General features: G+C 73.2%; 29 protein-coding genes, 1 tRNA gene and 1 pseudogene. 21 read left to right on the forward strand and 10 right to left on the reverse strand.

The genetic code is table 11. The annotated features are described in order from the left end of the window. The first annotated feature begins 11 nt into the window (after positions 1-11). The gene (locus ACFY32_RS27500; protein ID WP_390675566.1) at positions 12-545 is read left to right on the forward strand and encodes a DUF2243 domain-containing protein; all 534 of its coding nucleotides are present in this window, start codon (positions 12-14) and stop codon (positions 543-545) included. Continuing rightward, positions 545-1,384, forward strand: coding sequence for a cytochrome c oxidase assembly protein (locus tag ACFY32_RS27505; RefSeq protein ID WP_390675567.1), 840 nt, complete (start codon positions 545-547; stop codon positions 1,382-1,384). The genes ACFY32_RS27500 and ACFY32_RS27505 overlap by 1 nt, the downstream gene beginning before the upstream one ends. 291 nt (positions 1,385-1,675) lie before the next feature. On the opposite strand, the gene ACFY32_RS27510 is transcribed toward ACFY32_RS27505, so the two are convergent. From ACFY32_RS27510 to ACFY32_RS27525, 4 genes are read right to left on the reverse strand one after another with little or no spacing between them, the layout of a single operon-like run. Then, positions 1,676-2,440 carry an SDR family NAD(P)-dependent oxidoreductase gene (locus tag ACFY32_RS27510; protein ID WP_359190726.1) on the reverse strand — a complete coding sequence of 255 codons (765 nt, stop codon included), beginning with the start codon at positions 2,438-2,440 and terminating at the stop codon, positions 1,676-1,678. Then, positions 2,437-2,916, reverse strand: a complete 480-nt coding sequence (locus ACFY32_RS27515; RefSeq protein WP_359190723.1) for a cupin domain-containing protein — start codon at positions 2,914-2,916, stop codon at positions 2,437-2,439. Before ACFY32_RS27515 ends, ACFY32_RS27510 begins: the two co-directional genes overlap by 4 nt. Positions 2,917-2,935: 19 nt before the next feature. Continuing rightward, the gene (locus ACFY32_RS27520) at positions 2,936-3,541 is read right to left on the reverse strand and encodes a GNAT family N-acetyltransferase (protein WP_390675568.1); all 606 of its coding nucleotides are present in this window, start codon (positions 3,539-3,541) and stop codon (positions 2,936-2,938) included. Beyond that, positions 3,534-5,600: a penicillin acylase family protein gene (locus tag ACFY32_RS27525; protein WP_390675569.1), complete on the reverse strand. Its 2,067-nt coding sequence runs from the start codon at positions 5,598-5,600 to the stop codon at positions 3,534-3,536. The genes ACFY32_RS27520 and ACFY32_RS27525 overlap by 8 nt, the downstream gene beginning before the upstream one ends. Before the next feature lie 85 nt (positions 5,601-5,685). Between ACFY32_RS27525 and ACFY32_RS27530 the strand changes: the two genes are divergently transcribed. From ACFY32_RS27530 to ACFY32_RS27555, 6 genes are all read left to right on the forward strand, one after another. Beyond that, positions 5,686-6,408 (forward strand): siderophore-interacting protein, encoded by a 723-nt coding sequence (locus tag ACFY32_RS27530; RefSeq protein ID WP_390675570.1) that lies wholly within the window; start codon positions 5,686-5,688, stop codon positions 6,406-6,408. Between the two features lie 24 nt (positions 6,409-6,432). Further along, entirely contained in the window at positions 6,433-7,020 is a 588-nt protein-coding gene (locus ACFY32_RS27535; RefSeq protein WP_359190710.1) for an HhH-GPD-type base excision DNA repair protein, read from the forward strand. Between the two features lie 514 nt (positions 7,021-7,534). Then, a complete protein-coding gene (locus ACFY32_RS27540; protein ID WP_390675571.1) occupies positions 7,535-7,840 on the forward strand; it encodes a hypothetical protein in 306 nt (101 codons plus the stop codon). A gap of 56 nt (positions 7,841-7,896) precedes the next feature. Continuing rightward, positions 7,897-8,031: a hypothetical protein gene (locus tag ACFY32_RS27545; RefSeq protein WP_359190704.1), complete on the forward strand. Its 135-nt coding sequence runs from the start codon at positions 7,897-7,899 to the stop codon at positions 8,029-8,031. A gap of 144 nt (positions 8,032-8,175) precedes the next feature. After that, positions 8,176-8,472 (forward strand): type II toxin-antitoxin system VapB family antitoxin, encoded by a 297-nt coding sequence (locus ACFY32_RS27550; protein WP_004943146.1) that lies wholly within the window; start codon positions 8,176-8,178, stop codon positions 8,470-8,472. 131 nt (positions 8,473-8,603) lie between these two features. Then, entirely contained in the window at positions 8,604-9,239 is a 636-nt protein-coding gene (locus tag ACFY32_RS27555; RefSeq protein WP_390675596.1) for a LytR C-terminal domain-containing protein, read from the forward strand. A 36-nt stretch (positions 9,240-9,275) separates the two neighbouring features. On the opposite strand, the gene upp is transcribed toward ACFY32_RS27555, so the two are convergent. After that, a complete protein-coding gene (gene upp / locus ACFY32_RS27560) occupies positions 9,276-9,911 on the reverse strand; it encodes a uracil phosphoribosyltransferase (RefSeq protein ID WP_359190701.1) in 636 nt (211 codons plus the stop codon). 173 nt (positions 9,912-10,084) lie between these two features. Between upp and ACFY32_RS27565 the strand changes: the two genes are divergently transcribed. The 8 genes from ACFY32_RS27565 to ACFY32_RS27600 all read left to right on the forward strand — a co-directional run bounded on the left by ACFY32_RS27565 (position 10,085) and on the right by ACFY32_RS27600 (position 14,573). Further along, complete coding sequence (locus tag ACFY32_RS27565; protein WP_359190919.1) at positions 10,085-10,270, forward strand: hypothetical protein; 186 nt, start codon at positions 10,085-10,087, stop codon at positions 10,268-10,270. A 269-nt stretch (positions 10,271-10,539) separates the two neighbouring features. Continuing rightward, on the forward strand, positions 10,540-11,088 hold the full coding sequence (locus tag ACFY32_RS27570; protein WP_390675597.1) for a tRNA adenosine deaminase-associated protein: 549 nt from the start codon (positions 10,540-10,542) through the stop codon (positions 11,086-11,088). Positions 11,089-11,147: 59 nt separating this feature from the next. Beyond that, a complete protein-coding gene (gene tadA, locus ACFY32_RS27575) occupies positions 11,148-11,579 on the forward strand; it encodes a tRNA adenosine(34) deaminase TadA (protein ID WP_359190913.1) in 432 nt (143 codons plus the stop codon). A 45-nt stretch (positions 11,580-11,624) separates the two neighbouring features. Beyond that, positions 11,625-11,709: transfer RNA gene (locus tag ACFY32_RS27580), tRNA-Ser, on the forward strand. A 106-nt stretch (positions 11,710-11,815) separates the two neighbouring features. Continuing rightward, positions 11,816-12,019, forward strand: coding sequence for a hypothetical protein (locus tag ACFY32_RS27585; protein ID WP_359190939.1), 204 nt, complete (start codon positions 11,816-11,818; stop codon positions 12,017-12,019). Then, positions 12,019-12,312: a Dabb family protein gene (locus tag ACFY32_RS27590; RefSeq protein WP_359190698.1), complete on the forward strand. Its 294-nt coding sequence runs from the start codon at positions 12,019-12,021 to the stop codon at positions 12,310-12,312. Before ACFY32_RS27585 ends, ACFY32_RS27590 begins: the two co-directional genes overlap by 1 nt. A gap of 202 nt (positions 12,313-12,514) precedes the next feature. Next, entirely contained in the window at positions 12,515-13,378 is an 864-nt protein-coding gene (locus ACFY32_RS27595) for an RNA polymerase sigma factor SigF (protein WP_390675598.1), read from the forward strand. Positions 13,379-13,646: 268 nt separating this feature from the next. Next, positions 13,647-14,573, forward strand: coding sequence for an RNA polymerase sigma factor SigF (locus ACFY32_RS27600; protein WP_359190692.1), 927 nt, complete (start codon positions 13,647-13,649; stop codon positions 14,571-14,573). Between the two features lie 97 nt (positions 14,574-14,670). On the opposite strand, the gene ACFY32_RS27605 is transcribed toward ACFY32_RS27600, so the two are convergent. Continuing rightward, positions 14,671-14,871, reverse strand: coding sequence for a hypothetical protein (locus ACFY32_RS27605; RefSeq protein ID WP_359190689.1), 201 nt, complete (start codon positions 14,869-14,871; stop codon positions 14,671-14,673). 206 nt (positions 14,872-15,077) lie between these two features. On the opposite strand from ACFY32_RS27605, the gene ACFY32_RS27610 reads away from it, so the two are divergent. From ACFY32_RS27610 to ACFY32_RS27620, 3 genes are all read left to right on the forward strand, one after another. Beyond that, positions 15,078-15,578 carry a MarR family transcriptional regulator gene (locus tag ACFY32_RS27610; protein WP_359190686.1) on the forward strand — a complete coding sequence of 167 codons (501 nt, stop codon included), beginning with the start codon at positions 15,078-15,080 and terminating at the stop codon, positions 15,576-15,578. A 13-nt stretch (positions 15,579-15,591) separates the two neighbouring features. Further along, positions 15,592-18,132, forward strand: a complete 2,541-nt coding sequence (locus ACFY32_RS27615) for an MFS transporter (RefSeq protein ID WP_359190683.1) — start codon at positions 15,592-15,594, stop codon at positions 18,130-18,132. A gap of 172 nt (positions 18,133-18,304) precedes the next feature. Next, a complete protein-coding gene (locus ACFY32_RS27620; protein WP_390675572.1) occupies positions 18,305-19,126 on the forward strand; it encodes a YceI family protein in 822 nt (273 codons plus the stop codon). Between the two features lie 114 nt (positions 19,127-19,240). On the opposite strand, the pseudogene ACFY32_RS27625 reads toward ACFY32_RS27620, so the two are convergent. Both ACFY32_RS27625 and ACFY32_RS27630 read right to left on the reverse strand, forming a co-directional pair. Next, positions 19,241-19,927: pseudogene (locus ACFY32_RS27625) on the reverse strand (ANTAR domain-containing protein); the annotation flags it as partial. Between the two features lie 18 nt (positions 19,928-19,945). Continuing rightward, complete coding sequence (locus ACFY32_RS27630) at positions 19,946-20,728, reverse strand: ANTAR domain-containing protein (protein ID WP_359190677.1); 783 nt, start codon at positions 20,726-20,728, stop codon at positions 19,946-19,948. A 220-nt stretch (positions 20,729-20,948) separates the two neighbouring features. Here ACFY32_RS27630 and ACFY32_RS27635 point away from each other — a divergent pair, with 220 nt between their 5' ends. Together ACFY32_RS27635 and ACFY32_RS27640 are read left to right on the forward strand one after the other, a co-directional pair. Next, positions 20,949-21,302, forward strand: coding sequence for an STAS domain-containing protein (locus ACFY32_RS27635; RefSeq protein WP_359190674.1), 354 nt, complete (start codon positions 20,949-20,951; stop codon positions 21,300-21,302). A gap of 52 nt (positions 21,303-21,354) precedes the next feature. Beyond that, positions 21,355-21,822 carry a PPOX class F420-dependent oxidoreductase gene (locus tag ACFY32_RS27640; protein WP_359190671.1) on the forward strand — a complete coding sequence of 156 codons (468 nt, stop codon included), beginning with the start codon at positions 21,355-21,357 and terminating at the stop codon, positions 21,820-21,822. 61 nt (positions 21,823-21,883) lie between these two features. On the opposite strand, the gene ACFY32_RS27645 is transcribed toward ACFY32_RS27640, so the two are convergent. Both ACFY32_RS27645 and ACFY32_RS27650 read right to left on the reverse strand, forming a co-directional pair. After that, entirely contained in the window at positions 21,884-23,980 is a 2,097-nt protein-coding gene (locus ACFY32_RS27645) for an ArnT family glycosyltransferase (RefSeq protein ID WP_390675573.1), read from the reverse strand. Continuing rightward, entirely contained in the window at positions 23,977-25,383 is a 1,407-nt protein-coding gene (locus tag ACFY32_RS27650) for a glycosyltransferase (protein WP_390675574.1), read from the reverse strand. Before ACFY32_RS27650 ends, ACFY32_RS27645 begins: the two co-directional genes overlap by 4 nt. Between the last annotated feature and the right edge of the window lie 13 nt (positions 25,384-25,396).

Genomic DNA, 25,396 nt, shown 5'->3' on the forward strand with positions numbered 1-25,396 from the left:
GAGGAGTGGTGATGGCCACGATGGCGAGTGGTGGAGGGGCGGACCTCGTCGCGCCCCGGTCGATCATGGCGCCGGGGATCGTGCTGGGGGTGGGGATCGGGGGGTTCGTCGACGGGATTCTGCTGCATCAGTTGCTGCGGTGGCATCACATGCTCACCAGCACCGACGACGACCGCATCGGAGTGAAGTACTACGACCCGGACACCGTGTCCGGGCTGGAGATGAACACCGTCTGGGACGGCGTCTTCCACGCCGTGTGCTGGGTGGCGGTCGTCGCGGGGCTGGGACTGCTGTACTCGCGGGTCACCGAGCACCGCAGGGCTGTGTGGGGCTCGCGGGTGCTGTGGGGGTGGGTCCTGGTGGGGTGGGGGGTGTTCAACCTGGTCGAAGGGCTGCTCGATCATCAGATCCTCGGTATTCATCACGTGCGCGGCGGGGCGCACCAGGCGTGGTGGGACGCCGGGTTCCTGGTGCTGGGGCTGGTGTTCGTGGGGGTGGGGTATCTCGTGCAGCGCGGCGGACGGGTGTCCGGGCGGCGGTCCTGATGGGTGGGACGGAGCGTCATCAGCACCACGGTGGTGGGGGTGGCGGGCTGCCCCTGGAGTGGGTGGTGCCGGTGGTGCTGCTGCTCGTCCTGGGCGGGGTGTACGGGGTCGCCGTCTGGCGGGTGCGACGGGCCCGGGGCGGTCAGGGGTGGAGCGGGGGGCGGGCGGTCTTCTTCGGTATCGGGGTGGGGCTGCTCGCCGTCGCGGTGCTGCCGCCGGTGGGGACCATGGCGCACGAGGACTTCCGCGCGCACATGGCCCAGCACATGCTGATCGGCATGTACGCGCCGCTGGCGCTGGTGCTGGGGGCGCCGGGGACGCTGCTGCTGCGGGTGCTGCCGGTGCGGCTGGGGCGGCAGGTGAGCGCCGTGCTGCGGAGCCGGCCGGTGAAGCTGGTGGCCCATCCGGCCGTTGCCCTGCTGCTTGGTACCGGGAGCCTCGGGGTGCTGTACTTCACGCCGCTGTACGACGCCCTGTCGGCGCGTCCGGCGGGGCACTGGCTGATGAGCGTCCACTTCCTGGCGTCCGGGTGCCTCTTCGCCCACGCCATCGCCGGGCCCGGTCCGGCGCCCGGCCGGCCCGGCGTACCGGCCCGGCTCGGGTACCTCGGCGTCGCCGTGGCCGCGCACGCGCTGATCGCGCAGGCGATGTACGGCGGGTTCCTCGTCCACCTCCACGTACCCGTCGCCGAGGTACGGGCGGGAGCGGAGATCATGTACTACGCCGGGGACATCGCCGAGTTGCTGCTGGCCGGTGCCCTGGTGGCCACCTGGCGGCCCGAGCGCCGACGACGCGGCACACCCGGCTCCGGACCTGGTCCCGCCCCCGTCACGGCGTGATCCGTACCCGAGCCGTCCCGCTCGCCCGGTCCGCCTCGGACGTGCGGACCGTCACCCTCGCCGTCCAGGTGCTGGGGAGGGGCGGAGTGACGAAGAGGCGCGGTTCGGGTACGGCGGTCGGGCCGCCGTCGGGGGCGAAGACCAGGGCCTGGACCGCGTTGCCGCCGGTGCGGCCCGGGTCGGGGGTGAGCCGGACCGTGCCCTTCCCGCCGGGGGTGCCGACGCCGAAGGGGACCGTCGTGACGGACGCGAAGCCTCAGAACCGTGGACCCTGCCGTACCCCCGGCAGCCTCACCAAGGCGGCCGAGCCGTCACACCGCCGTCCACCACCAGGTCATGGCCGGTGATCCAGGACGCCAGTCGGGAGGCGAGGAACACGCACGCGTCGCCGATGTCCTCGGGGTGGCCGAGGCGGCCGAGCGGTGCCGCCCGCTGCCAGCGGCGTACGCCCTCGGGCCAGGTGCCGGCCAGGCCGTTCCGGTCGATCAGGCCGGGCGAGACGGTGTTGACGCGGATGCCCCACGGGCCGTACTCCAGGGCGGCCGAGCGGGCGTGCATCACGACCGCCGCCTTGGCGGCGCTGTAGTGGGCGTGTCCGGCGGCGGGGGCGCGGGCCTCGATCGAGGCGATGTGGGTGATCGTGCCGCCGGTGCCCGCGCGGCGCATCGCCTCGGCGGCCGCCTGGGTGCAGGCGAAGACGCCCGCCAGGTTGGTGTCCAGCACCGACCGCCACTCGGCGGCCGTCATACCGGGCAGTTCCCGTACCGGCTGCACGCCCGCGTTGTTGACGAGCGCGTCCAGGCGGCCGCCACCCCAGTCGGCGGCGGCGTCGACGAGGCGGTGGCAGGCATCCTCGTCGGTGAGGTCGGCGGGCAGGACGACCGACCGGCCGCCCCGCGCCTCGATCCGCGCGGCCAGGTCGCGGGTCGCCTCCACCGACGTACGGCAGTGCAGGGCGAGGGCCGCGCCCTGCTCGGCGAAGCGCCGGGCGATGCCCCGGCCGATGCCGCCGCCCGCGCCGGTGACCAGGGCGACCTGGCCGTCCAGAAGGGTCATGGGCGGCAGAGTCCCACGATCCGCGCGGCCTCGGCCGGGTAGCGGGCCGTCAGGTCGGCCGCGTCGCCGTGGACGTAGTCCGCGTAGGTGAAGCCGGGGGCCATGGTGCAGCCGAAGAGGGTCCAGGCGCCGCCCGCGCGGACCCTGCCGCCCATCCAGGTGCCGGCCGGGACGGTCGTCTGCACATGCTGGCCGCCCAGGACGTCGGGGCCCAGCACGGCCGTGCGGGAGGTGCCGTCGGGGGCGAGGAGGAGCAGGTCGAGCGGGTCGCCGAGGTAGTGGTGCCAGATCTCGTCGTGGGACAGGCGGTGCAGGGCGGAGAAGTCGCCGGGCCGGCCGGTCAGCAGGGCGACGATGGCCGTGCCGGCCGGGCGGCCGTCGGGGCCCTGCGGACCGGCCCAGGTCCGGCGGAACAGGCCCCCCTCGCGGGGGATGGGCTCCAGCCCGTAGTGCGCGACGAGGTCCTCTGGGGTCACCGGAGTCACCCGTCCGAGGCTACCTGCCCAGGGAGTCCCGGTGGAGGAAGGCGAGTTGGGCCTCCTTCTCCGGCAGGTAGACGTCCGGCAGGTCGACCTCGGGCAGCACCACGACCGGGCCCGCGGTGAAGCCCTGCCGCACGAAGCGGGCGATGGCCGCCTCGTTGCGCACGTCGGGGTCGAGGACGATCCGGGTCCGGTCCAGGCCGACCAGCGCGTACGAGATGACGGCGGACGCCAGCGCCGCAGTCCAGCCCGGCCGGGCGCCGTGCGGTCCGGCGGGCGCGACGAGCAGGTGGACGCCGATGTCGCCGGGCTCGACGGGGTAGCACTCGCCGACCCGGTCCGCCGAGGGCTCGTAGGTCTGGAGCAGGGCGACCGGGGCGCCGTCCGTCACCAGCAGGTAGGCGTGGTGGGTGTCGAGGGTGTCCATGTGGGCGTAGATCTCGGCGACCTGGTCGCGGGTCAGGCCGTTCATGCCCCAGAAGGCGGCGCGTTCCTCGCTCACCCAGGCGTGGATCACCTCGGCGTCCCGGTCGGGGTCGAGGGGCAGGACGCGGATGGTGCCGAAGCCCTCGACCTCCTCCTGGTGGACGGTTTCACGTGAAACGTAGGGGTCAGACATCGGTCTCCTTCGTGAGCCGGCCCCAGTCGGTGACGACGGGGGCGAGATCGCCGGCGAGCCAGAGGGGCAACTGGTCGCGGTGGTGCGGTGAGCCGGGGACGCCCGAGGCGCCGAACGGGACCACCCAGCGGCTGTCCTCCCGGCGGGCCAGGTCCCAGACGTACCGGGCGGCGGGGCCGCGTGCGGCGAGGTCGGTGAGTCCGGGCACGGCCGAGGTGCACAGCACGCAGTCGTGGTCGCCGGCCAGGCCGGGGGCCGCGAAGGACGCGTCCGGCAACGCCCGCCAGGGGGCGAGGCGGTGGGTGTCGCCCCAGGCGGCGGGGGGTGCCCCGGCGGCCGTCTCCTCCAGGGCGGCGCGTACTTCGGCGGTGCGGTCGATGCCGTACGACTCCTCGGCGCTGAGCAGGTGTTCGAGGGCGTAGGCGATCCTCGGGACGAGGGCGAGCCAGGGCTGGAACACCTCGGGGTACGCGGGCGGGACGGCCGGACCCGCGAACGCCGGGTGGGCCGCCAGCCTGCGGACGAGGGCGCCGCGCAGGGCCGCGTAGGCGCCCGCGTCGGTGCTGTCAGCGTCCATGCGGCGGTTCCAGGCGAGCAGGCGGTCGCGGAGGGCGGCGGCGGCCGGGCTCAGGGCGTCGAGAGTCTTCAGGCGGTCCAGCAGGGGGGCGGCCGAGCCGAGGTGGGTGTCGGTGTGGATCGCGGGCATGTCGGCGGCCGACCAGCGGTCCTTGGCGGCCAGCAGGGCGGCGATGCGCTCGGCGCGGTGCGGCGGCGCGAACTCGGTGCCCAGGGGGGCGGCCGGGCCGCGCTGGTTGGCCATCACCGCGACGCCGTCGGTCAGGCCGGCGCGGGGCGGGGTGTGCCAGCCCCGCCACTCGTGGCCGGGTTCCCAGGCGGGCACCGGTCCCAGCCTGTTGGCCTCGGCGCGGACCGGCACCCGGCCCGCGACCCGGTGCAGGGTGCCGCCCTCGGTGTCGGCGGCCTGGACGACGTTGACCGGCTCGACCCAGGAGTCCAGCGCCCGGTCGACGTCGGCGACCCGGCGGGCCCGCAGCAGCGGCAGCAGCGCGCCGAAGCCGAGGTCGCCGGTGACGCGGGGCGGGTAGCGCAGGCTGAGCGCGAGGGGGGTGCCGTCGTCCAGGCCCTCGGGTCCGCCGACGATCACCGGGCCCCGGTCGGTCTCGATGACCTCGACCTCGGTGGTCCCCTCGCCCGCGACCCGGATCAGCTCGGTGTGCCGGGCGGCGCGGCGCCAGACGCCGTCCGGGCCGAGCGCCTCGACGCCGGCGCCGGTGCGGCGCAGTCTCTCGCGGTAGAGGTCCTGGTAGTCGGCCATGGCGTTGGTGATGGCCCAGGCGACGGTGCCGGCGTGGCCGAAGTGGGCGATGCCCGGGACGCCGGGCACGGCGAGGCCGACCACGTCGAACTCCGGGCAGGAGAGCCGGATCTGCTGGTAGACGCCGGGGTCCTCGATGAAGCGGTGCGGGTCGCCGGCGATGACCGCCTGCCCGGTGACGGTCCGCTCGCCGCCGACCAGCCAGCCGTTGCTGCCGGCCGTGCCGGGTCCGTCGGTGGCGAACAGGGCGACGGCGTCCGCGCCGAGGTGCCCGGCGATGTGCCCGCGCCAGAGCTTGGCCGGGAAACCGGCGAACAGGATGTGGGTGGCGAGCCAGACGGCGAGCGGCGTCCACGGCTCCCAGCGGCCGGGGGTGAGGCCCACCCGGCCGAACTCGGGGGCGGGCGGCCCGGCGAGGCCCTCGTTCACCCCGGTGACGTAGGCCCGCACCCAGTCGGCGGTCTCCGGGTCCCGTTCCTCCAGGGCGGTGAAGCAGCGCCGGGCGGTGTCGGCGATGCGGGCGCGGCGGACGAAGCGGTCCCAGGGCAGTTCCCCGGGGCCGAGGAAGGACGCCGAGGTGCCCTGCGCCCGGTGCCGTTCCACCTCCATCTGCCAGCCCCGGTCCCGGGCGGTGACCAGCCCCTGCGCGCGGGCGAGTTCCCGGGTGCCGTCCGCACGCAGGTGCGGGACGCCCCAGGCATCGCGGTATATCTCGGCGCTCACCCCTGTGCCTCAACTTCCCTTTAGGTTAGGCTCACCTAAGTCCGATGTTCGTGTGGCGGAATCGTACGTGAAGGGTGAAGGGGACATGGCTCAGGGGCGGGGTTGGGAGGGCGCGGTCCTCAAACTGATGCGCGCCAAGGACTTCACGTTCACGGTGACCGGCGCCGAGGACGTCACGCCCCTCTACCGCCGCGTGCACTTCACCGACGGCGGGATGCTGAAGACCACCGGCGTCCACCCCACGATGTGGGTGCGGCTCTGGTTCGACAACGCGGGCCGGCCGCACCAGCGGGCGTACACCCTGGTCGACCCCGACCCGGCGGCGGGCACCTTCAGCCTGGAGTTCGCCCTGCACGAGGGCTGCGCCAGCGACTGGGCGCGGGCCGCGAAGCCCGGCGACACCGTCGAGGCGACCGTCCAGGGCACCGGCTTCCAGGACCCCGACCCGGCGCCCTCGCACGTCTTCGCCGTCGCCGACCCGGCCTCCCTGCCGGCCCTCAACTCCCTGCTCGGCGCGCTGGACGGCGCCCCCGCGACGGTCTGGTTCGAGGGCGACCACACCGGGCTGCCGCTGCGCGCGGACGCCACCCGGCACGAGGTCCGCGCGGTCGAACGCCAGGACGACGGCGCCCATCTGGTGGCCCGGGTGAAGGAGGCGCTGCCGGAGCTGCTGCGGGCCACGCCCGACCCGTACGTCTGGATCGCCTGCGACACCGCGACCACCCGGGCACTGGCCGCGTACGTCCGCAAGGAGCTGGGGCTGCCCAAGCAGCGGGTGAACGCGCTGGGGTACTGGCGCGCGACCTGACCGGTCCCGGGCGATCATCGGGGCATGGACGTCACCCTGCACCTCGCCCAGGACCCCGAGGCCGACGCGCTGCTCGGCCGCAGTCCGCTCGCCGCGCTGGTCGGGATGCTGCTGGACCAGCAGATCCCGATGGAGTGGGCGTTCAAGGGCCCCGCCACCATCGCCCGGCGGATGGGCGCCGAGGACCTGGACGCGCACGACATCGCCTCCCGCGACCCCGAGGAGTTCGCGGCGCTGCTCGCCGGGAAACCGGCCGTGCACCGCTATCCGGGGTCGATGGCGGGCCGGGTGCAGAAGCTCTGCCAGTACCTCGTCGAGCACTACGACGGTGACGCCGAGGCCCTCTGGCGGGACGCCGGCAGCGGCCGGGAGCTGCTGGGGCGGCTGGAAGAACTGCCGGGCTTCGGCCGGCAGAAGGCGCGGATCTTCGTCGCCCTGCTCGGCAAGCGGCTCGGCGTCCGCCCGGAGGGCTGGCGCGAGGCGGCCGGCGACTACGGCGAACCGGACTCCTTCCGCTCGGTCGCCGACATCACCGGCCCCGAGTCGCTGGCCAAGGTCCGCGCGCACAAGCAGGAGATGAAGGCGGCGGCGAAGGCGGCGAAGAAGAAGTAGCGGCGGGCCCGTGCCCCGATCGGACCGCCCGGCTGGCCGCCCCCGGCGGGCCGGTCACAGCATGGAGCATGACCGAGGCACCGAGCGGCTCCCCCGAGACACCGGGCGGCTCCCCCGGAACGCGGTCGCGGGACGGCCGCCGCCGGGACGACCGCCGCCGGGCCCGCACCCGGCCGCCACGGCCCGGGGCGCACGCCCCCGGGGCGCATGCCCCCGGGCCGCCCCTCGCGAAGCCGTCGCGTCCGCTGTCCTCGGCCGTCCGGGGGGCCGGTCCGGCGTGAGACCCGCACACCGCGCATACCCCGTACACCTCGTACATCCCGCACACCCCGTACACCCCCTACGTGCCGTGCACCCCGTACGCCCCCTACGTCCCGTGCACCCTCTGCACCCCGTACGCCTCGCACGCCCCGTAGGCCCCGCGCGCCCTGTGCGCCCCACATCCCCCGTACGCCCCGCACGTCCCCCAGCCCGCGCCTCGCGTCGCCGCATCCGGCCGCACGCGCTGGTCCTGTTGCTCGCGCTGCTGCTGCCGGTCGTCCACGCCGCCCAGACGCAGCAGCCGGTGGTGACCGTCGCGGCGGCCGAGAGCGGAGGCGGGAGCGGGGCCGGGAGCGGGGCCGGGAGCGGCGGGGCGGTCGCGGAGTACGACGTCCTCGACGCCGCGGCGCGGACCTCCGTACGACGGGCCGCCCTGCCCCGGCGTCCCGCGCCCCGCACGGGCGTCGCGGTGCCGCCCGCGGCCGGGGGTCCTCCGGCGCCGCCGGAGCCACCGCCGTACGCCCCGCGCGTCCCGCGCTCCGTGGTGCTGCGCTGCTGAGCGGACCGGGCCCCGCCCGACCGCAAGCGACGCGACCCACGGAGGAAGAAACAGCCATGCTCAGGGACCCCTATGCCGTCCTGCGCGCCCTGCTGCGCGCGGAGGCCAGCCGCAACGCCCCCAAGTCCGAGTCCTCCCGCCCCGATCCGCGCGAGCGGCGGCACTCCGCACCGGCGCGGAAACGGGACTGACCGGCACCGCGCGGCGGCGGAGGCCCGCCACGGCCTCCGCCGCCGGGCCGATCGCACGACGCTGACCAGGGGCGGAACACGGCCGACGCAACCGTCCGAGCCGGGAGGCTGCGCCCGGGGATGCCGGACCGGTAGGCTTTCCGTGTGATCTTCAAGCGCATCGGAAACGGCCGGCCGTACCCCGACCACGGCCGGGAAAGCACCCGGCAGTGGGCGGATGTCGCGCCGCGCCCGGTCCGCCTCGATCAGCTCGTCACCACCAAGCAGCAACTCGATCTGGAGACCCTGCTCGCCGAGGACTCGACGTTCTACGGCGACCTCTTCGCGCACGTCGTGAAGTGGCAGGGCGATCTCTACCTGGAGGACGGTCTGCACCGCGCGGTCCGCGCCGCGCTCCAGCAGCGCCAGGTGCTGCACGCCCGGGTCCTCGAACTGGACTGACGTCCCCCGACGGCGGTTTGGCCCTTTCGGGTGGGATCGCTCGGCCCCGCGTCCAGTCGAATGATCATCTAGTAGGCATTGCCGTCCGGGCGCACTACGCTGCGCTCATGAGCATGCTGACTCCTCCCGGCATGGGCGGCCAGTACCGGATCACGGGTGACAAGTACCCGCGGATGCGGCCCTCTCGGCGGCGCGGCAGGCTCGCGTTCCTCGCCGTCGCCTGTGCCGCCGTCCTCGGGGTGCTCGGCTGGGGCACCCTCCAGCTCATCGACGTCTTCACCGGCGGCGACGAGGCATCGGCGGCCGGCGCGGTCGCGTGCCGTACGGACCGCACCACCGGCGCGAGCCCCTCGGCGGCCTCCGCCACCGCGCTCCCCGCGCCGGGGAAGATCACGGTCAACGTGCTCAACGCCACCACCCGCAGCGGCCTCGCCAAGCAGACCGCCGACGAGCTGCGGAAGCGCGGCTTCCGCATCGGCGAGGTGGGCAACGCGCCCGCGCGGTTCGACAAGAAGGTCAAGGGCACCGGCCTGCTGCTGGGCCCCGCCGCGGCCCTGAAGACCGCCCTGCCCGTGCTCGGCACCCAGCTTCCCGCCGCCGAGCACCGCACCGACGCCGCCCGCAAGGGTGCCGCCGTCGACCTCGTCATCGGCGACAAGTTCACGGGCCTGGCGAAGAAGGCACAGGCCGACACGGCGCTGGCCGCGCTGAAGAAGACGCCGAAGCCCGCCGCCAGCGCGGGCGGCGGGCGGAAGAACGGCTGCTGATCCGCTCCGGCCGCGCCGGACGGGGCAGCCGCCGGCCTACTCGGCCGCCCCGTACATCCGGTCGCCCGCGTCGCCGAGACCCGGCACGATGTAGCCCTGCTCGTTGAGGTGCCGGTCGACCGAGGCCGTCACGACCGTCACCGGCGTGCCCGCCAGCTCGCGCTCCATCACCGCGACGCCCTCGGGGGCGGCCAGCAGCACCACGGCGGTCACGTCGTCGGCGCCGCGCCCGATCAGTTCCTTGATGGCCGCCACCAGGGTCCCGCCCGTCGCCAGCATCGGGTCCAGGACGTACACCTGACGGCCCGAGAGGTCGTCCGGCATCCGCGTGGCGTAGGTGGACGCCTGGAGCGTCTCCTCGTTGCGCACCATGCCCAGGAAGCCGACCTCGGCGGTCGGCAGCAGCCGGACCATGCCGTCCAGCATGCCGAGCCCGGCCCGCAGGATCGGCACGACCAGGGGGCGCGGGTGGGACAGCTTCACGCCGGTGGTCCGCTCGACCGGCGTCTGGATGTCGACCTGCTCGGTGCGCACGTCGCGGGTCGCCTCGTAGGCGAGGAGGGTGACCAGTTCGTCGGCGAGCCGACGGAAGGTCGCGGAGTCGGTGCGCTGGTCGCGCAGCGTGGTGAGCTTGTGGGCGACCAGGGGGTGGTCGACGACGTGGAGACGCATGTCCCCCACAGTAACCGGGCCCCGGCGGCCGGACGTCCCCGCGCCCGCACGGACCCGATCGGCGGTCCGCAGGCGTCAACCACCCGGCCGGGGGAAGACAGACAGGACGCACGTGGATTGGTGACACTGTGGCTGATCAGGAATTCCACGACACGCCGCCCCCCGGCGGACCAGTGGGGGCGGAGACCGACCGGGCCGCGCGGCGGTCCGCGGAGCCCGACGCCGAACGCCGTCGACGACGGGCCCGCTTCCTGCGCGAACTGGCCGAGGCCCGCGAACTGCGGGACCGGGTCCAGCCGCGCCGCGCCAAGGTGGCCAGACTGCGCCAGGCCCTGCGGATGAGTACCTTCCGCTGGTGACCCCGCCCACTCGGGAAGATCGCGCGCCGCGCCGGTGTTGCCCCGACGCGGGCATGCGCGGACGCTGGTGAAAGCCGCGTACGATCCGCACGTGGCGGCAACGGGCACGATCGAAACTGCCGGCGGACACAGGGAGCCGAAGACGTCCCCTGAACGCCTGGTTTCTGCCACGATTCCGAGTGGGTGGGGCTCGGAGCCCGCTCTCCCCGCCCACACCTCCGCCGGGGGGACCCCCAACCGGCACGCCTATGACCAGTGGGAGAGTCACGGTGTACTTCGCCGCACTGCTCGCGCGCACCGAAGACGGGTGGGAAGCGAGCGACACAGAGCTCGACGATGTGGAGACCCTGTCGGATCTGGCCGACCTGGCCCGGGAAGCCTCTCCCGACGAGGACACGGTGCTGGTCCTGATCGAGCAGGAGGACGGGTGGTTCGGCGTCGTCCGCGTGGACGGCGAGGACGACCCTCGTATCTACGTCTCCGACGCCTCCGCCGCCGTCCGCAGTTCGTACGGGGAGATCCTGCTCGACGAACTGCTCGGCCGGGAAACCGGGAACGACGGCACCGACCTGGACGCCCTCGACCTCGACGGCACGGAGGACGGTGAGCCCGACGACGACGCCGACGACGACGCCGGCGGTGCCGAACCGGCCACCGGCGCCGCCGAGTCGACCGTGCCGCACGGCCCGGTGGGCGACCCCGAGATCCTGGACGACCTCGGCGTGAGCGAGAAGGAACTGCGCGCCATGTCCGAGGACGCGCTCACCGAGATCGCCGAGGCCCTGGGCGCCTCCGAGGTACTGGAGACCGTCCGCTGACCGCACCGACCGACGCACCGGGCCCGCCGGACCCGGTGCGCGACCCCTGGCGGCCCGCGATGCGGCTCGCCCTGGCCGAGGCGCGCGACGCCGCCCGGGACGGCGACGTCCCCGTCGGCGCCGTCGTCCTGGCACCGGACGGCGGCACCGTGCTGGCGGCCGGGCACAACGAGCGCGAGGCCACCGGCGACCCGACCGCGCACGCCGAGGTCCTCGCCATCCGGCGGGCCGCGGCGAAACTCGGCGCGTGGCGGCTGACCGACTGCACCCTGGTGGTCACGCTGGAGCCCTGCACGATGTGCGCGGGCGCCCTCGTGCAGTCCCGGGTGGACCGGGTGGTCTACGGCGCCCGGGACGAGAAGGCGGGCGCGGCCGGCTCCCTGTGGGACGTCGTCCGCGACCGGCGGCTCAACCACCGGCCCGAGGTGATCGAGGGCGTGCTCGCCGCGGAGTGCGCGGGGCTGCTCACCGGCTTCTTCCGGGACCGCTGAGCACCGATTTCTGAGCACCCGCCGGCGTGCGGTAAGGTCTGTCTCGGTAGCGTGTCCGAGCGGCCGAAGGAGCTCGCCTCGAAAGCGAGTGTGGCGCAAGTCACCGAGGGTTCAAATCCCTCCGCTACCGCTTGAGAAGGGCCCCGTCGTCAGACGGGGCCCTTCGTGCGATCATGACCAGCGCTCGGGGCAGCAGTGACAGCCAGGCCATGACAGCCGTGACAGCAGCGACAGCCATGACAGCAGCGACAGGGGAGGCCGCGATGGCGGTGAACGCGAAGAGGATCGCCGTCTATGTACTCGTGGTCTTCGTGCTGTATCTGATCATCACCGACCCGGCCAAGGCCGCGGACTATGTCCAGATAGGGTTCGAGGGCATTTCCGACGCCGCCAAGGCCATCGGCGACTTCATGACCTGGGTCGCCCACGGAGGTAAGTGATGATTCGCCACCTGGTCCTGTTCAAGCTCGACGAGGGCGTCGAGCGCGACGATCCGCGCGTGACGGAGGGCGTCGCCGCCTTCCGCGCCCTGGGCGGGCAGATCCCGGAGCTGCGCTTCTGGGAGTGCGCCTGGAACATCACCGACCGGCCCATCGCCTACGACTTCGCGATCAACTCGGCGGTGGACGACACCGACGCCCTCCAGCGGTACCTGGAGCACCCGGCGCACCAGGCGGGCGTGGCCCTCTGGCGCGAGTTCGCCACCTGGGTGATCGCCGACTACGAGGTCTAGGGCCTGTCGTTTGGATCAGCCCGCAGACGCGGGGTGATCCAAACGACAGGCCCTAGCCCGGTCCCACGCAGCGGCCCCGCACCTCCTCGGTGCGGGGCCGTTCTGCGTGCCGGACGTACCTGTTCGCGGATGTTCATCCGTCAACACGAGGTTATCGGGTGCTTGCACACAATGCACATGTCTTGTGATGCTATGACCGCTTCTGACGGATGAGTTGACGGATCACGAGGTGGAGTTGACCGTGCCGGCCAGTACTGCGCCTCAAGCACCGTCCCCGGAGGCCCCCGCGCCCCAGCGCAGCAGCCGGGGCGCCGACACCCGGGCCCTGACCCAGGTGCTCTTCGCCGAACTCAAGGAGCTGCGGGCCGGCACGCCGGAGCACACCCGGGTGCGGGCTGCGCTCATCGAGGCCAACCTCCCGCTGGTGCGCTACGCCGCCGCCCGCTTCCGCTCCCGCAACGAGCCGATGGAGGACGTCGTCCAGGTCGGCACCATCGGGCTCATCAACGCCATCGACCGCTTCGACCCCGAGCGGGGCGTGCAGTTCCCGACCTTCGCGATGCCGACCGTGGTCGGCGAGATCAAGCGGTACTTCCGGGACAACGTCCGCACGGTCCACGTGCCGCGCCGGCTGCACGAGCTGTGGGTCCAGGTGAACAGCGCGACCGAGGACCTGACGACCGCCTTCGGACGCTCCCCGTCCACCTCCGAGATCGCCGAGCGGCTGCGCATCACCGAGGAGGAGGTGCTGTCCTGCATCGAGGCGGGCCGGTCGTACCACGCCACCTCGCTGGAGGCCGCGCAGGAGGGCGACGGGCTGCCCGGACTGCTGGACCGGCTCGGCTACGAGGACCCCGCGCTCGACGGCGTGGAGCACCGCGATCTCGTCCGCCATCTGCTCGTCCAGTTGCCGGAGCGGGAACAGCGCATTCTGCTGCTGCGCTACTACAGCAACCTCACCCAGTCGCAGATCAGTGCGGAACTCGGCGTCTCCCAGATGCACGTCTCGCGGCTGCTCGCACGGAGCTTCCAGCGTTTGCGGTCCGCGAATCGGATCGACGCCTAATCGAAAGCCCGCTCGGGCGATAACCGGGGAGAGCGAATCGCTCACCAGGGACGTTGCCGGTGGTTCACCCCCGAAAGTCCGTCAGACCCCCTTTCTCCAGGGCGTATTCGCATCTCGCATGTCGACAAGTCACTACAGCGTGTTGCCGACATGTGACATTCTGCGGGAAGAGCGTTTGCCGGAGCCCCGGCTCCGGTATTCAGGTGAAGGCTGCGTTCCCGGCGTGGGAGCGTCAGCCGTGACCGTCCCGCGACCCAAAGGGGGTGGCATGTCCGCAGACCAGGGCAGCTCGAAGGTGCTCGCGCTCGCGGAGAGCGAGACCGCGCCCGACGCGCTCGACGCGCTCGGCTCCATCGATGACGTCCCGGCGCTCGACGCCGTACCGGCCCAGGCCGGACCGGCGGCGGAGTTCCCGGCCCTGCCGGCCCCGACGAACATCGACACCCGCACCCTGTCCCGCTCCCTGTTCCTGCGGCTCGCCGCACTCGACGAGAACAGCCCCGAGCGCGCCTACGTCCGGGACACCCTGATCGAGCTGAACCTGCCGCTGGTGCGCTACGCCGCCGCGCGGTTCCGCTCGCGCAACGAGCCGATGGAGGACATCGTCCAGGTCGGCACCATCGGCCTGATCAAGGCGATCGACCGGTTCGACTGCGAGCGGGGCGTGGAGTTCCCGACCTTCGCGATGCCGACGGTCGTGGGCGAGATCAAACGGTTCTTCCGGGACACGTCCTGGTCGGTGCGGGTGCCGCGCCGGCTCCAGGAGCTGCGGCTGGCGCTGACCAAGGCGTCCGACGAGCTGTCCCAGAAGCTCGACCGCTCGCCGACCGTCGCCGAGCTGGCCGCCGTGCTGGGGGTGTCGGAGGAGGACGTCGTCGACGGCCTCGCGGTGGGCAACGCCTACACCGCCTCCTCGCTGGACTCCCCCGCCCCCGAGGACGACGGCGGCGAGGGCTCGCTGGCGGACCGCCTGGGCTACGAGGACACGGCGCTGGAGGGCGTGGAGTACCGCGAGTCCCTCAAGCCGCTGCTGGCCAAGCTGCCGCCCCGGGAGCGGCGGATCATCATGCTGCGCTTCTTCGCCAACATGACCCAGTCGCAGATCGGCGAGGAGGTCGGCATCTCCCAGATGCACGTCTCGCGGCTGCTGACCCGCACCCTGTCCCAGTTGCGCGAGGGCCTCATCTCCGACTGAGCCCCCGAACAGACGTACGACATCGCCGCGGGAGCGTTCCAGGACGCTCCCGCGGCGATGTCGTACGCGCGGAACAGAGGAGGGGACGGGCCGGCTGCTACTTCAGTGCGAGCCAGGCCACGGCCGCGACGACCACGACGGCGACCACGACGCCGATGATCAGGCCGACGCGGGGGCCGGAGGAGGCGGGAGCCGCCGCCCGCGGGGTCTGCGGACCGCCCTCGTCGACGAACGCGCGGAACATCTGGGTGCTGCCAGCGGGGTCGTAATTGCCCTGGGGGCCCTGGGTGTTAGCCATGGGCCGAGACACTAGCGAATCCGCCGGTGCGACCCAAGCGCGGGTCCGCGCAGTCACCCGGACCGGGCACGCCCCCGGTCACCTGCACGTTTACTTTCGCAATACTTGCCTTTGCCAAGTTTTGGCCTCCTCCTGACCTTCTTTATTTGCCTTCAGCAACCATCCGCTTCTATGGTTGCTCAAAGCAACGAATACGGGAGGTGCAGATGGCCGAGAAGGCGCAGTACGAGGAGCTGATCCGTCAGTTCAGCGCCTTCGGCGCCGTGAAGCGCGAGCTGGGACGCATCCTGCCGCCCGAGTGCCCCGGCGGCTCAGCGGCCGTCCTGACACTGCTCGGCCGGCACGGCGACATGCGCATGAGCAAGCTCGCCGAGTTGCTCGCCGTGGACATGTCGGTCACCAGCCGGCACGTCGCCCACATCGCCGAGCGGGGCTGGATCGAACGCCACCCCGACCCGGCGGACAAGCGCTCACGCATCCTGCGCCTGACGCCCGAGGGCCAGGCACAGCTCGACGAGCTGTCCGAGCGGACCACGCAGTTGCTCGCCCACCGCCTGAACGACTGGACCGACGAGGAAGTCGGGCAGCTCAGCCGGCTCATGGCCCGGCTCCGGGCGAGCTTCGACGACTGCCGGTCCGCCCCGGTCCGGGCCGCCGCACCACCCGCGGTCGAAGAGACCACCCGTACACCCGCGATCACCACGTAAGTAAAGGAAGTCCATGGCAACGACCACACCAGCCGGTGTGCGGGCTCATGCCAAGCACGGGGGAGGCTCCTCCGGAGACGCTCCGATGTCGCACCGGCAGATCATGGAGGCGCTGTCCGGGCTGCTGCTCGGCATGTTCGCCGCCATCCTGTCCTCGACCATCGTCTCGAACGCCCTGCCCGAGATCATCGGCGACCTCGGCGGCGGCCAGAGCGCCTACACCTGGGTCGTCACCGCCTCGCTGCTGGCGATGACCGCCTCCACTCCCCTGTGGGGCAAGCTCGCGGACCTGGTCAGCAAGAAGGCCCTGGTCCAGATAGCCCTCTGCGTCTACGTCGTCGGCTCCGTCGTCGCCGGTCTGTCGCAGAACCCGGCGATGCTGATCAGCGCGCGGGTCATCCAGGGCCTGGGCGCCGGCGGTCTGTCCGCCCTGGCCCAGATCATCATGGCCGCGATGATCTCGCCGCGCGAGCGCGGCCGGTACTCCGGCTACCTGGGCGCGACCTTCGCCGTCGCGACCGTCGGCGGCCCGCTGCTCGGCGGCGTGATCACCGACACGAGCTGGCTCGGCTGGCGCTGGTGCCTGTACGTCGGTGTGCCCTTCGCGCTCATCGCGCTCGTCGTGCTGCAGAAGACGCTCCACCTGCCGGTGGTCAAGCGCCAGGTCAAGGTCGACTGGGCCGGTGCCTTCTTCGTCACCGCCGCGGTCTGCCTGCTGCTCGTCTGGGTCACCTTCGCCGACGACAAGTACGACTGGATGTCCTGGCAGACGGGCGTCATGGTCGGCGGCGCGATCGTCCTGACGGCGATCTTCTGCTTCGTCGAGACCAAGGCCAGCGAGCCGATCATCCCGCTGCGCCTGTTCAAGAACCGCACCATCACCCTGGCGTCGCTCGCCTCGCTGTTCGTCGGTATCGCGATGTTCGCGGGCACCGTCTACTTCAGCCAGTACTTCCAGTTGGCCCGGGACAAGTCCCCGACCATGTCGGGTGTCATGACGATCCCGATGATCGGCGGCCTGTTCATCTCCTCCACCGTCTCCGGCCAGGTCATCACCAAGACCGGCAAGTGGAAGGGCTGGCTGCTGGCCGGCGGCGTCCTGCTGACCGCGGGCCTCGGCCTGCTGGGCAGCATGCGCTACGACACCCCGTACTGGCGCATCGGCGTCTTCATGGCGCTGATGGGTCTCGGCGTCGGCATGATGATGCAGAACCTGGTGCTCTGCACCCAGAACCAGGTGGCCCCGCGCGACCTGGGCGCCGCGTCCTCCACGGTGACCTTCTTCCGGTCCCTCGGCGGCGCGGTGGGCGTCTCGGTGCTCGGCTCCGTGATGTCCACCCGGATCAGCCACTACGCCACCGACACCATCGGGCAGCTCAGCCCGCAGGAGCAGGCGGCCGCGGGCAAGGCGGCCGGCGGCGGCTCGATCCCCGACATGGACCTGCTGCCGCACGGCATCCGCGAGTGGCTGGAGAGCGCCTACGGGCACGGCATCGCCGACATCTTCCTGATCGTCGCGCCGATCGCCTTCCTGGCCTTCATCGTGACGCTGTTCATCAAGGAGGTGCCGCTGCGCACCACCGGCGCCCTGGCCCAGGCCGCCGAGGCCACCTCCGGCTCCGCCGCCCCGGCCGCTCCGGCTTCGGCCGAGGCCGCCCAGGCCCCCGCCCCCGTGCCGGCCGGCCCGGTCGCGACGGCCTCGGAGACCTCGGGTGCCGAGACCCGGACCCAGCCGCTCGCCGCGGTCGCCACGGCGGCCGCCGGCTCCGGTGAGGTGCGCACGCCCGTCTCCGGCGGCATCCCGGTGCGCGGCTTCGTCCGCGGCGCCGAGAGCGCGCCCGTGGCGCAGGCCGCGGTCACGCTGATCTCGCTCGGCGGACGGCAGCTCGGCCGGTCGGTCGCCCAGGCCGACGGCTCCTACGCGGTGGACGCGCCGGGCGCCGGCTCGTACGTCCTGATCGCCTCCGCCGACGGCTACCAGCCGCAGGCGTCCACGATCGTGGTCAACGACGAGCCGGTCGCCTACGACGTGCTGCTCAGCGGCACCAGCGGGCTGACCGGCCTGGTCCGGGCCGCCGAGTCCGGGCAGCCGGTCAAGGACGCGATGGTCATCGTGACCGACGTCCGCGGCGACCTGCTGGCCACCTCGACCTCCGGCGAGCAGGGCGAGTTCTCCCTCGCCGAGCTGGTGCCGGGCACGGTCACCGTGGCGGTCAACGCCGCCGGGTTCCGGCCGCGGGCGCTGCCCGTCGAGGTCGGCGGCACCGGCGTCACCCGGGTCGAGATCGACCTGGCGGCCGGCGCCCGGGTGCAGGGCGTCGTCAAGGCGCCGCACGGCCCGCTGGCCGACGCCCGCGTCACGCTGGTCGACGCGGCCGGCAACGTGGCCGGCACCGCCACCACCGGTTCGGACGGGGCGTACGCCTTCACCGACCTGGACAGCGGCGAGTACACCGTCATCGCGACGGGCTACCCGCCGGTGGCGACCGCCCTGACGGTCACCGGCCAGGGTGCCGACGGCCACGACATCGAACTCGCCCACCCCGGCGAGTAGCGAGAACCCCGGCCCGTGGTGGCGTGCGCGCTCTGAGCGGAGGTGCGCCCGCCACCGCGGGCCGGTTTCTTTACGACTTTCTTCACGACACGACTTGCACGGCACGACTTTCTTTACGACCGATTTTTGGGCCTTTTCAGGGCCTCACAGGGTTTTTCAGGGAGAAAACGGGATGGGACTGACCGCGAGAATCCGTACCAGGGACGGATGGGCCGTGTCGCACGCGGTCGTCACGGTGACCGACATGACCGGCACGCAGGTGCTGCGCGCCGAGGCGGACGCCGAGGGGGCCGTACGGGACACCACCGGGCTGGCACCGGGGGCGTACACCGTCATCGTCACGGCCGTCGGGTACGCGCCGGCCGCGGCCAGCGCGATCGTGACCGCCAGCGGCCGGGCCGAGGTCGGCACGGTGACGCTGGCCCGCCAGGGCGGCACCGAGCTGCCGCCGCCCGGACCGTGGACCATCGACCCGGCGCACTCCAGCGTGGCCGCGGTCGCCCAGCACCTGGGCATCTCCAGCGTGCACGGCCGGTTCACGCGGTTCGGCGGCACGGTCGAGATCGCCCCGGACGACGTCACCAAGTCCCGGGTGGAGGCGGTGATCCAGGCCGCGTCCATCGACACCGGCAACGGGACGCGCGACACCCACCTGAAGTCCCCGGACTTCCTGGACGTCGAGCGGTTCCCCGAGATCACCTACCGCTCCACCGGCGTCATGGTGGCCGGCCCCGACCGCTGGACCGTCCACGGCGAGCTGGGCCTGCACGGCGTGGTCCGGCCGGTCGACCTGGACCTGTCCTACCTGGGCACCGGCGCCGACCCGTGGGGCGGCACCCGCGCGGCCTTCAGGGCCACCACGGAGCTGCGGCGCGAGGACTTCGCCATGAACTACAACCAGGTCCTCCAGGCCGGCATCGCCGCCATCGGGACCACGCTCAGGGTCGAGCTGGACATCCAGACGGTCCAGGGGGAGTCACTGCCGGCCGCCTGAGGCCCGGCCCCGTGTGCCCGGTCCGGGTACGCCCGGTCCGGGCACGCCGGGTCTCGGTACGCCCGGTCTCGGTACGCCGGGTCCGGGTACGGCCTTCCGCTGCCCGGGGGCGCCGGTTCCGCCGCCGCCCACCCGGGCCACCAGGTCCTGGCAGAGGTCCCGGAGCTTGACGTTCCGGTCCTGCGAGAGGCGGCGCAGCCGGTCCAGGGCGGCCTCGGCGTCGATCCGCTCCCGGGCCATGAGGATGCCGACCGCCTGGTCTATGACGCTGCGCGAGAGCAGGGCGGTGCGCACATCGGCCACCGAGGCCCGCTGGCGCTCGATCCGCAGCGCCGTGTTCACCGCCCCGGCGGCCCGCTCCGCGAACAGCCGGGCCGTCGGCCGCCCCTCGGCCAGCGCCCGGGGCTCGGTGCCGTACAGGTTCAGCGCGGCGCCCGTCTCGCCCTCCACGTCCAGCGGCAGCGCCAGCACACAGCGCACGCCGGCGGCGCGTGCGTAGTCCGTGTACGCCGGCCAGCGGGTCTCGGTCGCCACATCGGGGACGTACTGGGTCCGGCCCGTCTCGGCGGCGTCCACGCAGGGTCCCGAGCCGTTCTCGTACTGCCGCAGGTCCAGGCCCATCGGCAGGCCCGTGCTGCCCGCGAGGGTGAGCAGGCGGTCGGACCGGCGGACGGTGATGCTGCACGCCGCCGCGCCGGACACCTCCTGCACCGCGCGGTCGGTCAGATCACGCAGCAGGGTGTCGAGTCCCTGGCTGCGCACCATGGCGTGGTCGAGGGTGTCCGGGGTCTCGGGACTCATGACCGTACGGATATCCCGTCACCGGTCGTTAACGCCTCGCTGCCCGGGTGCGCCCTGCGCGTCGACGATGCGGCGGGCCAGGTCGCGCAGTTTCACGTTCTCCCGCTGGGACGCCTTCACCAGGCTCTCGAAGGCGCCGCCCGCGTCCATGTCCATGCGCTCCATGAGGATGCCGGTGGCCTGTCCGATCAGGTCCCGGGTGCGCATGGCCTCGGTGAGCTGCTCGCGCACGGTCGAGGAGTCCAGGGCCAGGCCGACGTGCGCGGTGAAGAGGCGGCCGACCCGGGCCGCGTACTCGTCGAACGCGTGGGGTCTGCCCGCGTAGGCGGTCAGCACGGTCAGCCGGCGCCGGTCGGCGCGCAGCCGCAGCGACAGGGCGGAGCGCAGCCCGAGGCCGGCCAGGGCGGCACCGGCCTCGTCGACCCGGCTGTCCTCCAGCGTCGCCACGGGCGCCGTCCACAGGCGCTCCCACAGCGGATGCGGCGCCCGCGCGGCGGGAGCTGACGCCCCGTCGGACCCGCTCAGGGGCTCCGTCTCGGTCTCGGCGGACCGTACGACCTCGTCGGTCCAGGCCAGCGAGCGGCGGCGGTGGCCGCGCTCGATCACCGAGATGCCCGCGTGCTCGGCGCCGGGCAGCAGGGCGACCGCCAGCTTGACGGCGGTGCGCAGGGTGCCGTTGGGGGTGGCCGTGGCGTGCAGTTCCCGAGCCGCCGCGGTCAGGTTCTCGGCCAGCTCGAACCCCGTCGCAAAACGCGGCAAATCAGAAAATTCGGACGCAGTCACCACGAACCTCTTCGGCATGCACGGCCGTTCGACCGTGCGCAGGAGAGCTCCGCAGCACATTCCCGACTGCGAGCACAGGACGCAGAGCACTTTAGCTGCTCGGTTGCGCGCGGGTGACGCCCGGCCGACGGTCCGCCCGGCCGCCTTCCGTGCCCGGCCGTCCACGTGATGGAATGGCCGTCAGGTCAGGAAGCGGCCTTGCCGGAATCCGGATGAAACGTCTGCCAGGTGGCTAAACATGACCTTCCTCCCGAATCCGCCCGAGCGGTGCGATCTGTCGGGTTGCACCGTCCTCGCCCTCCCCGCGGAGATCGACTTCTGCAACGCACGTGAACTGCTCCCCCTCGTCCTGTCCACCGCTGACGCCCGCGACGAAGAACTGCGGCTCCTGGTCCTGGACCTGACCGCGACCCATTTCATGGACTCCCAGGGCGTCGGCCTGATCAGCCAGGTCCACCACCACCTGGGCGGCAGCGCCCGGCTGCGGGTGGTGGCCGCGCCGCAGTCCGTCCCCAGCCGCGTCCTGGAGCTGTCCGGGCTGCGCCGGGACGTGCCGGTCTACGACAACCTGACGGAGGCGCTGTGGTCGTGATCCCGGGCCCGGCCGCCCCGGCGCGCGCCGGGGCCTGACCTACGCTGACGGCATGGCACCGAACATCGCGACCAACACCCGCGTCCCCCTCGACGGGTTGCTGGACTTCGTCCGCCCCCGGCACCGCGCGATCCTGCTGACCCGCCGGGCCGACGGGAGCCCCCAGGGCTCGCCGCTGACCTGCGGGGTCGACGACACGGGCCGGATCGTGGTCTCCACGTACCCGGAGCGCGCCAAGACCCGCAACGCCAAGCGGGACCCGCGGGTCAGCCTGATCGTCCTCAGCGACGACTGGAACGGACCCTGGGTGCAGATCGACGGCACCGCGGAGGTCATCGACGCCCCGGACTCCGTGGAGCCGCTGGTGGAGTACTACCGCAACATCGCCGGCGAACACCCGGACTGGGACGAGTACCGCCGGGCCATGGTCCAGCAGGGCAAGTCGATCATCCGGGTGACGCCGGAGAAGTGGGGGCCGGTGGCGACGGGCGGATTCCCGGCGCGACTGGCCGCGGAGTGAGGCGGGGCCGGCCGCCGGCGGGCCGCGGGAGGTCGCCGGCGGGCCGCGGGAGGTCGCCGGGTCAGTCGCCGGCGGGCCGGGTCAGGTCGTAGAAGGTGGCCGAACCGGCCGTGACCTCGGTGAAGTTGGCCTCGACCCAGGACGCGATCCGCGCGGACGTACCGCTGCCGGAGCCGCCCATGCCGCCGCCGTTGCCGCCGGAGACGAAGTAATGGATCTTCCCTTCGGCCACGTACTCCTTGAACCGGGCGAGCGTCGGTGACGGGTCCGTGCCGTTGAAGCCGCCGATCGCCATCACGGGCTCGCCGGTGGCGAGCTGGTAGCTGCCCGCGTTCTGGGCGCCGATCGCCGCCGCGGCCCAGGTGTAGTCGTCGGCGTCGGTCTCCAGGAGCTCGCGGGCCGCGGAGTCGACCTCGGCGCCGCCGAGGAGACCGCCCATGCCGCCACCGCCGCCCTCACCGGGGGCCGCGCCCCCTCCGGGGAAGCCGTTGCCCTGCGGAGGCTGGTTCTGGCCCTGGCCGGGGGCGGCGCCGCCCGTGCCGTTCTGCTGGTTCCGGCCGGGCATGCCGCCGCCGGGCATCCCGCCGCCCGGGAAGCCGTCGCCCCGGCCGCCGCCGCCACCCGGGCCGCCCCCCATGCTCGCGCCGGCCGGGCCGGCCGTGACGATCGAGCCGGTGTGGCCCTCCTGGAGCGTGCTGAGCGTGTACGCCGTCGGACCGGCCAGCGAGGCCGCCAGGCCGAGGCCCGCCGCCGCGCACGCGACCCGGCGCGGGAGCCGGCCCGCGAAGACCAGGCCGAACGCCGCGAGGAGACCGCCGACCAGGACCAGCCATTTCAGCCAGGGCAGATAGCCGGAGGTCCGGTCGAGCAGGACGTACCCCCAGGCCGCGGTCGCCGTGCCGGCGGCGGCCAGCGCGAGGGACACCCACGTCTCGCGGCGCCGCCGCCACAGCGCGACCGCGCCCATGCCGACGACGGCGGCGAGATAGGGAGCGAGGGCGACCGTGTAGTACTGGTGGAAGATGCCGGCCATGTAGCTGAACACGGCCGCGGTCGTCACCAGCGAACCGCCCCAGACCAGCAGCGCGCCGCGCGCCGCGTCGGTCCGCCCGGCCCGCCGGGTCAGCACCAGCGCCGCCACCAGCAGGACCAGCGCGGCCGGGAGCAGCCAGGAGATCTGGCCGCCGATCTCGGAATTGAACATCCGGTCCCAGCCGGTCTCCCCCCACTGCCCCGTGCCGCCCGCGCCGGCACCGCCGCCGACGCTGCCGGTCTCCTCCCCGTTGAGCCGGCCCAGGCCGTTGTAACCGAAGGTCAGCTCCAGGAAGCTGTTGTGCTGCGAGCCGCCGATGTACGGCCGCGAGGACGCCGGCCACAGCTCGACGACCGCGACCCACCAGCCGCCGGAGACGACGAGCGCGGCCGTCGCCAGCGCGAGCTGGCCCAGCCGTTTGCGCGGGGCGACCGGCGCGCGGAACGCGTAGACCAGCGCGAGGGGCGGCAGGATCAGGAACGCCTGGAGGGTCTTGGCGAGGAACGCGAAGCCGACCGCCACGCCCGCCCACACCAGCCACTTCGTCCGGCCGTCCGCCAGCGCGCGGACCACGAGATGGCAGGCCAGCGCCATCAGCAGCGCGAGCATCGCGTCCGGGTTGTTGAACCGGAACATCAGCGCCGCGACCGGGGTCAGCGCCAGCACCGCACCGGCGATCAGACCGGCCGCGGGACCGAACCAGCGGCGCGCGGAGGCGGCGACCACACCGACGGTCGCGACCCCCATGAGGACCTCGGGGGCCAGGATCGCCCAGGAGTTGAGCCCGAAGATCCGGACGGACAGTTCCATCGGCCACAGGGCGGCCGGGGGCTTGTCGACGGTGATGGCGTTCGCCGCGTCCAGCGAGCCGAAGAAGAACGCCTTCCAGGACTGGCTGCCCGCCTGCACGGCCGCCGAGTAGAAGGAGTTGGCGTAGCCGGAGGCGCTCAGGTTCCACAGGTAGAGCAGCGCGGTGGCCAGCAGCAGGGCGAGGAGCGCCGGGCGCGCCCAGCGGGGGTCCTCGGGCCGGCCGCGCCACAGTCTGCGTACGGCCGAGGGCCTGCTCCGGGCGGGCGCCGGCGACGGGGTGTCCGTACCGTCGTAGCGCTCGTAGTGCGTGGTCATCGGATGTCCCTCGGGTCGGAATCGGTCGGGCGCACCGGGTGCGTGCGCGGGGTGCGCTCCACGGGCCGCTTCGGCAGCGGGCCGCGGTGGTGCTCGGGTGCCGGGGCGGGGGTGTACGGCGGGGCGGGGGGCGGCGCGGGCCGGTGGGGGTCGTGGTCGTCGTCGCGGCGGTCCGGGAAGACCCACGCCCGGAAGAGCAGGAAGCGCAGCACCGTGGCGGCGAGGTTGGCGGCGATGAGCACCGCCAGTTCGGTGGAGTGCGCGGGGTCGGTGGTGGCCGCGTTCAGGGCGGCGAGCGAACCGCTGGTGAGGACCAGGCCGATGCCGAAGACGACCAGGCCCTGCGCCTGGTGCCGGATCGCGCCGCCGCGCCCGCGCACCCCGAAGGTCAGCCGCCGGTTGGCGGCGGTGTTGGCGACCGCGGAGACGAGCAGCGCCAGCGCGTTGGCCGCCTGGGAGCCGCCGAACTGCCGGAAGAGGCTGTAGAGCAGCAGATAGAACAGCGTCGACAGGACGCCGACCACGACGAACCCGACGAGCTGCCGGGCCAGGCCCCTGGGCACGTCCGCGAGGTCCCGGTCCCGCGGATCGTCGCCGAACGGCCGGGCGAGCCGGTCCAGCGGCAGCGACCCGGTGGCCAGCGCCCGCCCCACCCGCCACACGCCCTTGAGGTCCTCGGTGGCCGTCCTGACGATGTGCACGGTGGAGTCCGGGTCGTCGACCCAGTCGACCGGCACCTCGTGTATCCGCAGCCCGGCCCGCTCGGCGAGCACCAGCAACTCGGTGTCGAAGAACCAGCCGGTGTCCTCCACCAGCGGCAGCAGCACCCGCGCCACGTCCCGCCGGATCGCCTTGAACCCGCACTGGGCGTCGGAGAACCGCGCCTGGAGCGAACCGCGCAGAATGAGGTTGTACGAGCGCGAGATGAACTCCCGCTTCGCCCCCCGCACCACCCTGCTGCTCCGGCTGAGCCGGGACCCGATCGCCAGGTCCGAGTGGCCGGATATCAGCGGGGCGACCAGCGGCAGCAGCGCGTTGAGGTCGGTGGACAGGTCGACGTCCATATAGGCGAGGACCGGGGCGTCCGACGCCGACCAGACGGTTCTCAGGGCCCGGCCCCGGCCCTTCTGCTCCAGCCGGACGGATCTGACCTCGGCCAGCTCCGCCGCCAGTCGCGCGGCCAGGAGCGGGGTGGCGTCCGTGGAGGCGTTGTCCGCGACCGTGATGCGGAAGCCGTACGGGAAGGTGCGCGCGAGATGCTCGTGGAGCCTGCGCACGCAGGGCTGGAGGTCCTTCTCCTCGTTGTAGACGGGGATCACTACGTCCAGGACAGCCGTACCGGCTCCGGCGGCCGGGAGGTGCTCCCGCGCCGGCAGGTCGCCGGGAGAAGAGTCGGTTCGCATGACACCGACTGTT

This window comes from Streptomyces sp. NPDC000134, assembly GCF_042899225.1.
Lineage (GTDB): Bacteria > Actinomycetota > Actinomycetes > Streptomycetales > Streptomycetaceae > Streptomyces.

What these genes read in the sequence shown, in the direction of transcription:
- ACFY32_RS27535 (WP_359190710.1), top strand. Translation starts at nt 6,433, where the DNA reads ATGGACGTCACCCTGCACCTCGCCCAGGACCCCGAGGCCGACGCGCTG.
- ACFY32_RS27645 (WP_390675573.1), bottom strand. Translation starts at nt 23,980, where the DNA reads ATGACCACGCACTACGAGCGCTACGACGGTACGGACACCCCGTCGCCG.
- ACFY32_RS27500 (WP_390675566.1), top strand. Translation starts at nt 12, where the DNA reads ATGGCCACGATGGCGAGTGGTGGAGGGGCGGACCTCGTCGCGCCCCGG.
- ACFY32_RS27590 (WP_359190698.1), top strand. Translation starts at nt 12,019, where the DNA reads ATGATTCGCCACCTGGTCCTGTTCAAGCTCGACGAGGGCGTCGAGCGC.
- ACFY32_RS27545 (WP_359190704.1), top strand. Translation starts at nt 7,897, where the DNA reads ATGCTCAGGGACCCCTATGCCGTCCTGCGCGCCCTGCTGCGCGCGGAG.
- ACFY32_RS27630 (WP_359190677.1), bottom strand. Translation starts at nt 20,728, where the DNA reads ATGCCGAAGAGGTTCGTGGTGACTGCGTCCGAATTTTCTGATTTGCCG.
- ACFY32_RS27530 (WP_390675570.1), top strand. Translation starts at nt 5,686, where the DNA reads ATGGCTCAGGGGCGGGGTTGGGAGGGCGCGGTCCTCAAACTGATGCGC.
- ACFY32_RS27520 (WP_390675568.1), bottom strand. Translation starts at nt 3,541, where the DNA reads ATGTCTGACCCCTACGTTTCACGTGAAACCGTCCACCAGGAGGAGGTC.
- upp (WP_359190701.1), bottom strand. Translation starts at nt 9,911, where the DNA reads ATGCGTCTCCACGTCGTCGACCACCCCCTGGTCGCCCACAAGCTCACC.
- ACFY32_RS27650 (WP_390675574.1), bottom strand. Translation starts at nt 25,383, where the DNA reads ATGCGAACCGACTCTTCTCCCGGCGACCTGCCGGCGCGGGAGCACCTC.
- tadA (WP_359190913.1), top strand. Translation starts at nt 11,148, where the DNA reads ATGCGGCTCGCCCTGGCCGAGGCGCGCGACGCCGCCCGGGACGGCGAC.
- ACFY32_RS27600 (WP_359190692.1), top strand. Translation starts at nt 13,647, where the DNA reads ATGTCCGCAGACCAGGGCAGCTCGAAGGTGCTCGCGCTCGCGGAGAGC.
- ACFY32_RS27605 (WP_359190689.1), bottom strand. Translation starts at nt 14,871, where the DNA reads ATGGCTAACACCCAGGGCCCCCAGGGCAATTACGACCCCGCTGGCAGC.
- ACFY32_RS27555 (WP_390675596.1), top strand. Translation starts at nt 8,604, where the DNA reads ATGGGCGGCCAGTACCGGATCACGGGTGACAAGTACCCGCGGATGCGG.
- ACFY32_RS27635 (WP_359190674.1), top strand. Translation starts at nt 20,949, where the DNA reads ATGACCTTCCTCCCGAATCCGCCCGAGCGGTGCGATCTGTCGGGTTGC.
- ACFY32_RS27640 (WP_359190671.1), top strand. Translation starts at nt 21,355, where the DNA reads ATGGCACCGAACATCGCGACCAACACCCGCGTCCCCCTCGACGGGTTG.
- ACFY32_RS27510 (WP_359190726.1), bottom strand. Translation starts at nt 2,440, where the DNA reads ATGACCCTTCTGGACGGCCAGGTCGCCCTGGTCACCGGCGCGGGCGGC.
- ACFY32_RS27620 (WP_390675572.1), top strand. Translation starts at nt 18,305, where the DNA reads ATGGGACTGACCGCGAGAATCCGTACCAGGGACGGATGGGCCGTGTCG.
- ACFY32_RS27585 (WP_359190939.1), top strand. Translation starts at nt 11,816, where the DNA reads ATGACAGCAGCGACAGGGGAGGCCGCGATGGCGGTGAACGCGAAGAGG.
- ACFY32_RS27615 (WP_359190683.1), top strand. Translation starts at nt 15,592, where the DNA reads ATGGCAACGACCACACCAGCCGGTGTGCGGGCTCATGCCAAGCACGGG.
- ACFY32_RS27610 (WP_359190686.1), top strand. Translation starts at nt 15,078, where the DNA reads ATGGCCGAGAAGGCGCAGTACGAGGAGCTGATCCGTCAGTTCAGCGCC.
- ACFY32_RS27505 (WP_390675567.1), top strand. Translation starts at nt 545, where the DNA reads ATGGGTGGGACGGAGCGTCATCAGCACCACGGTGGTGGGGGTGGCGGG.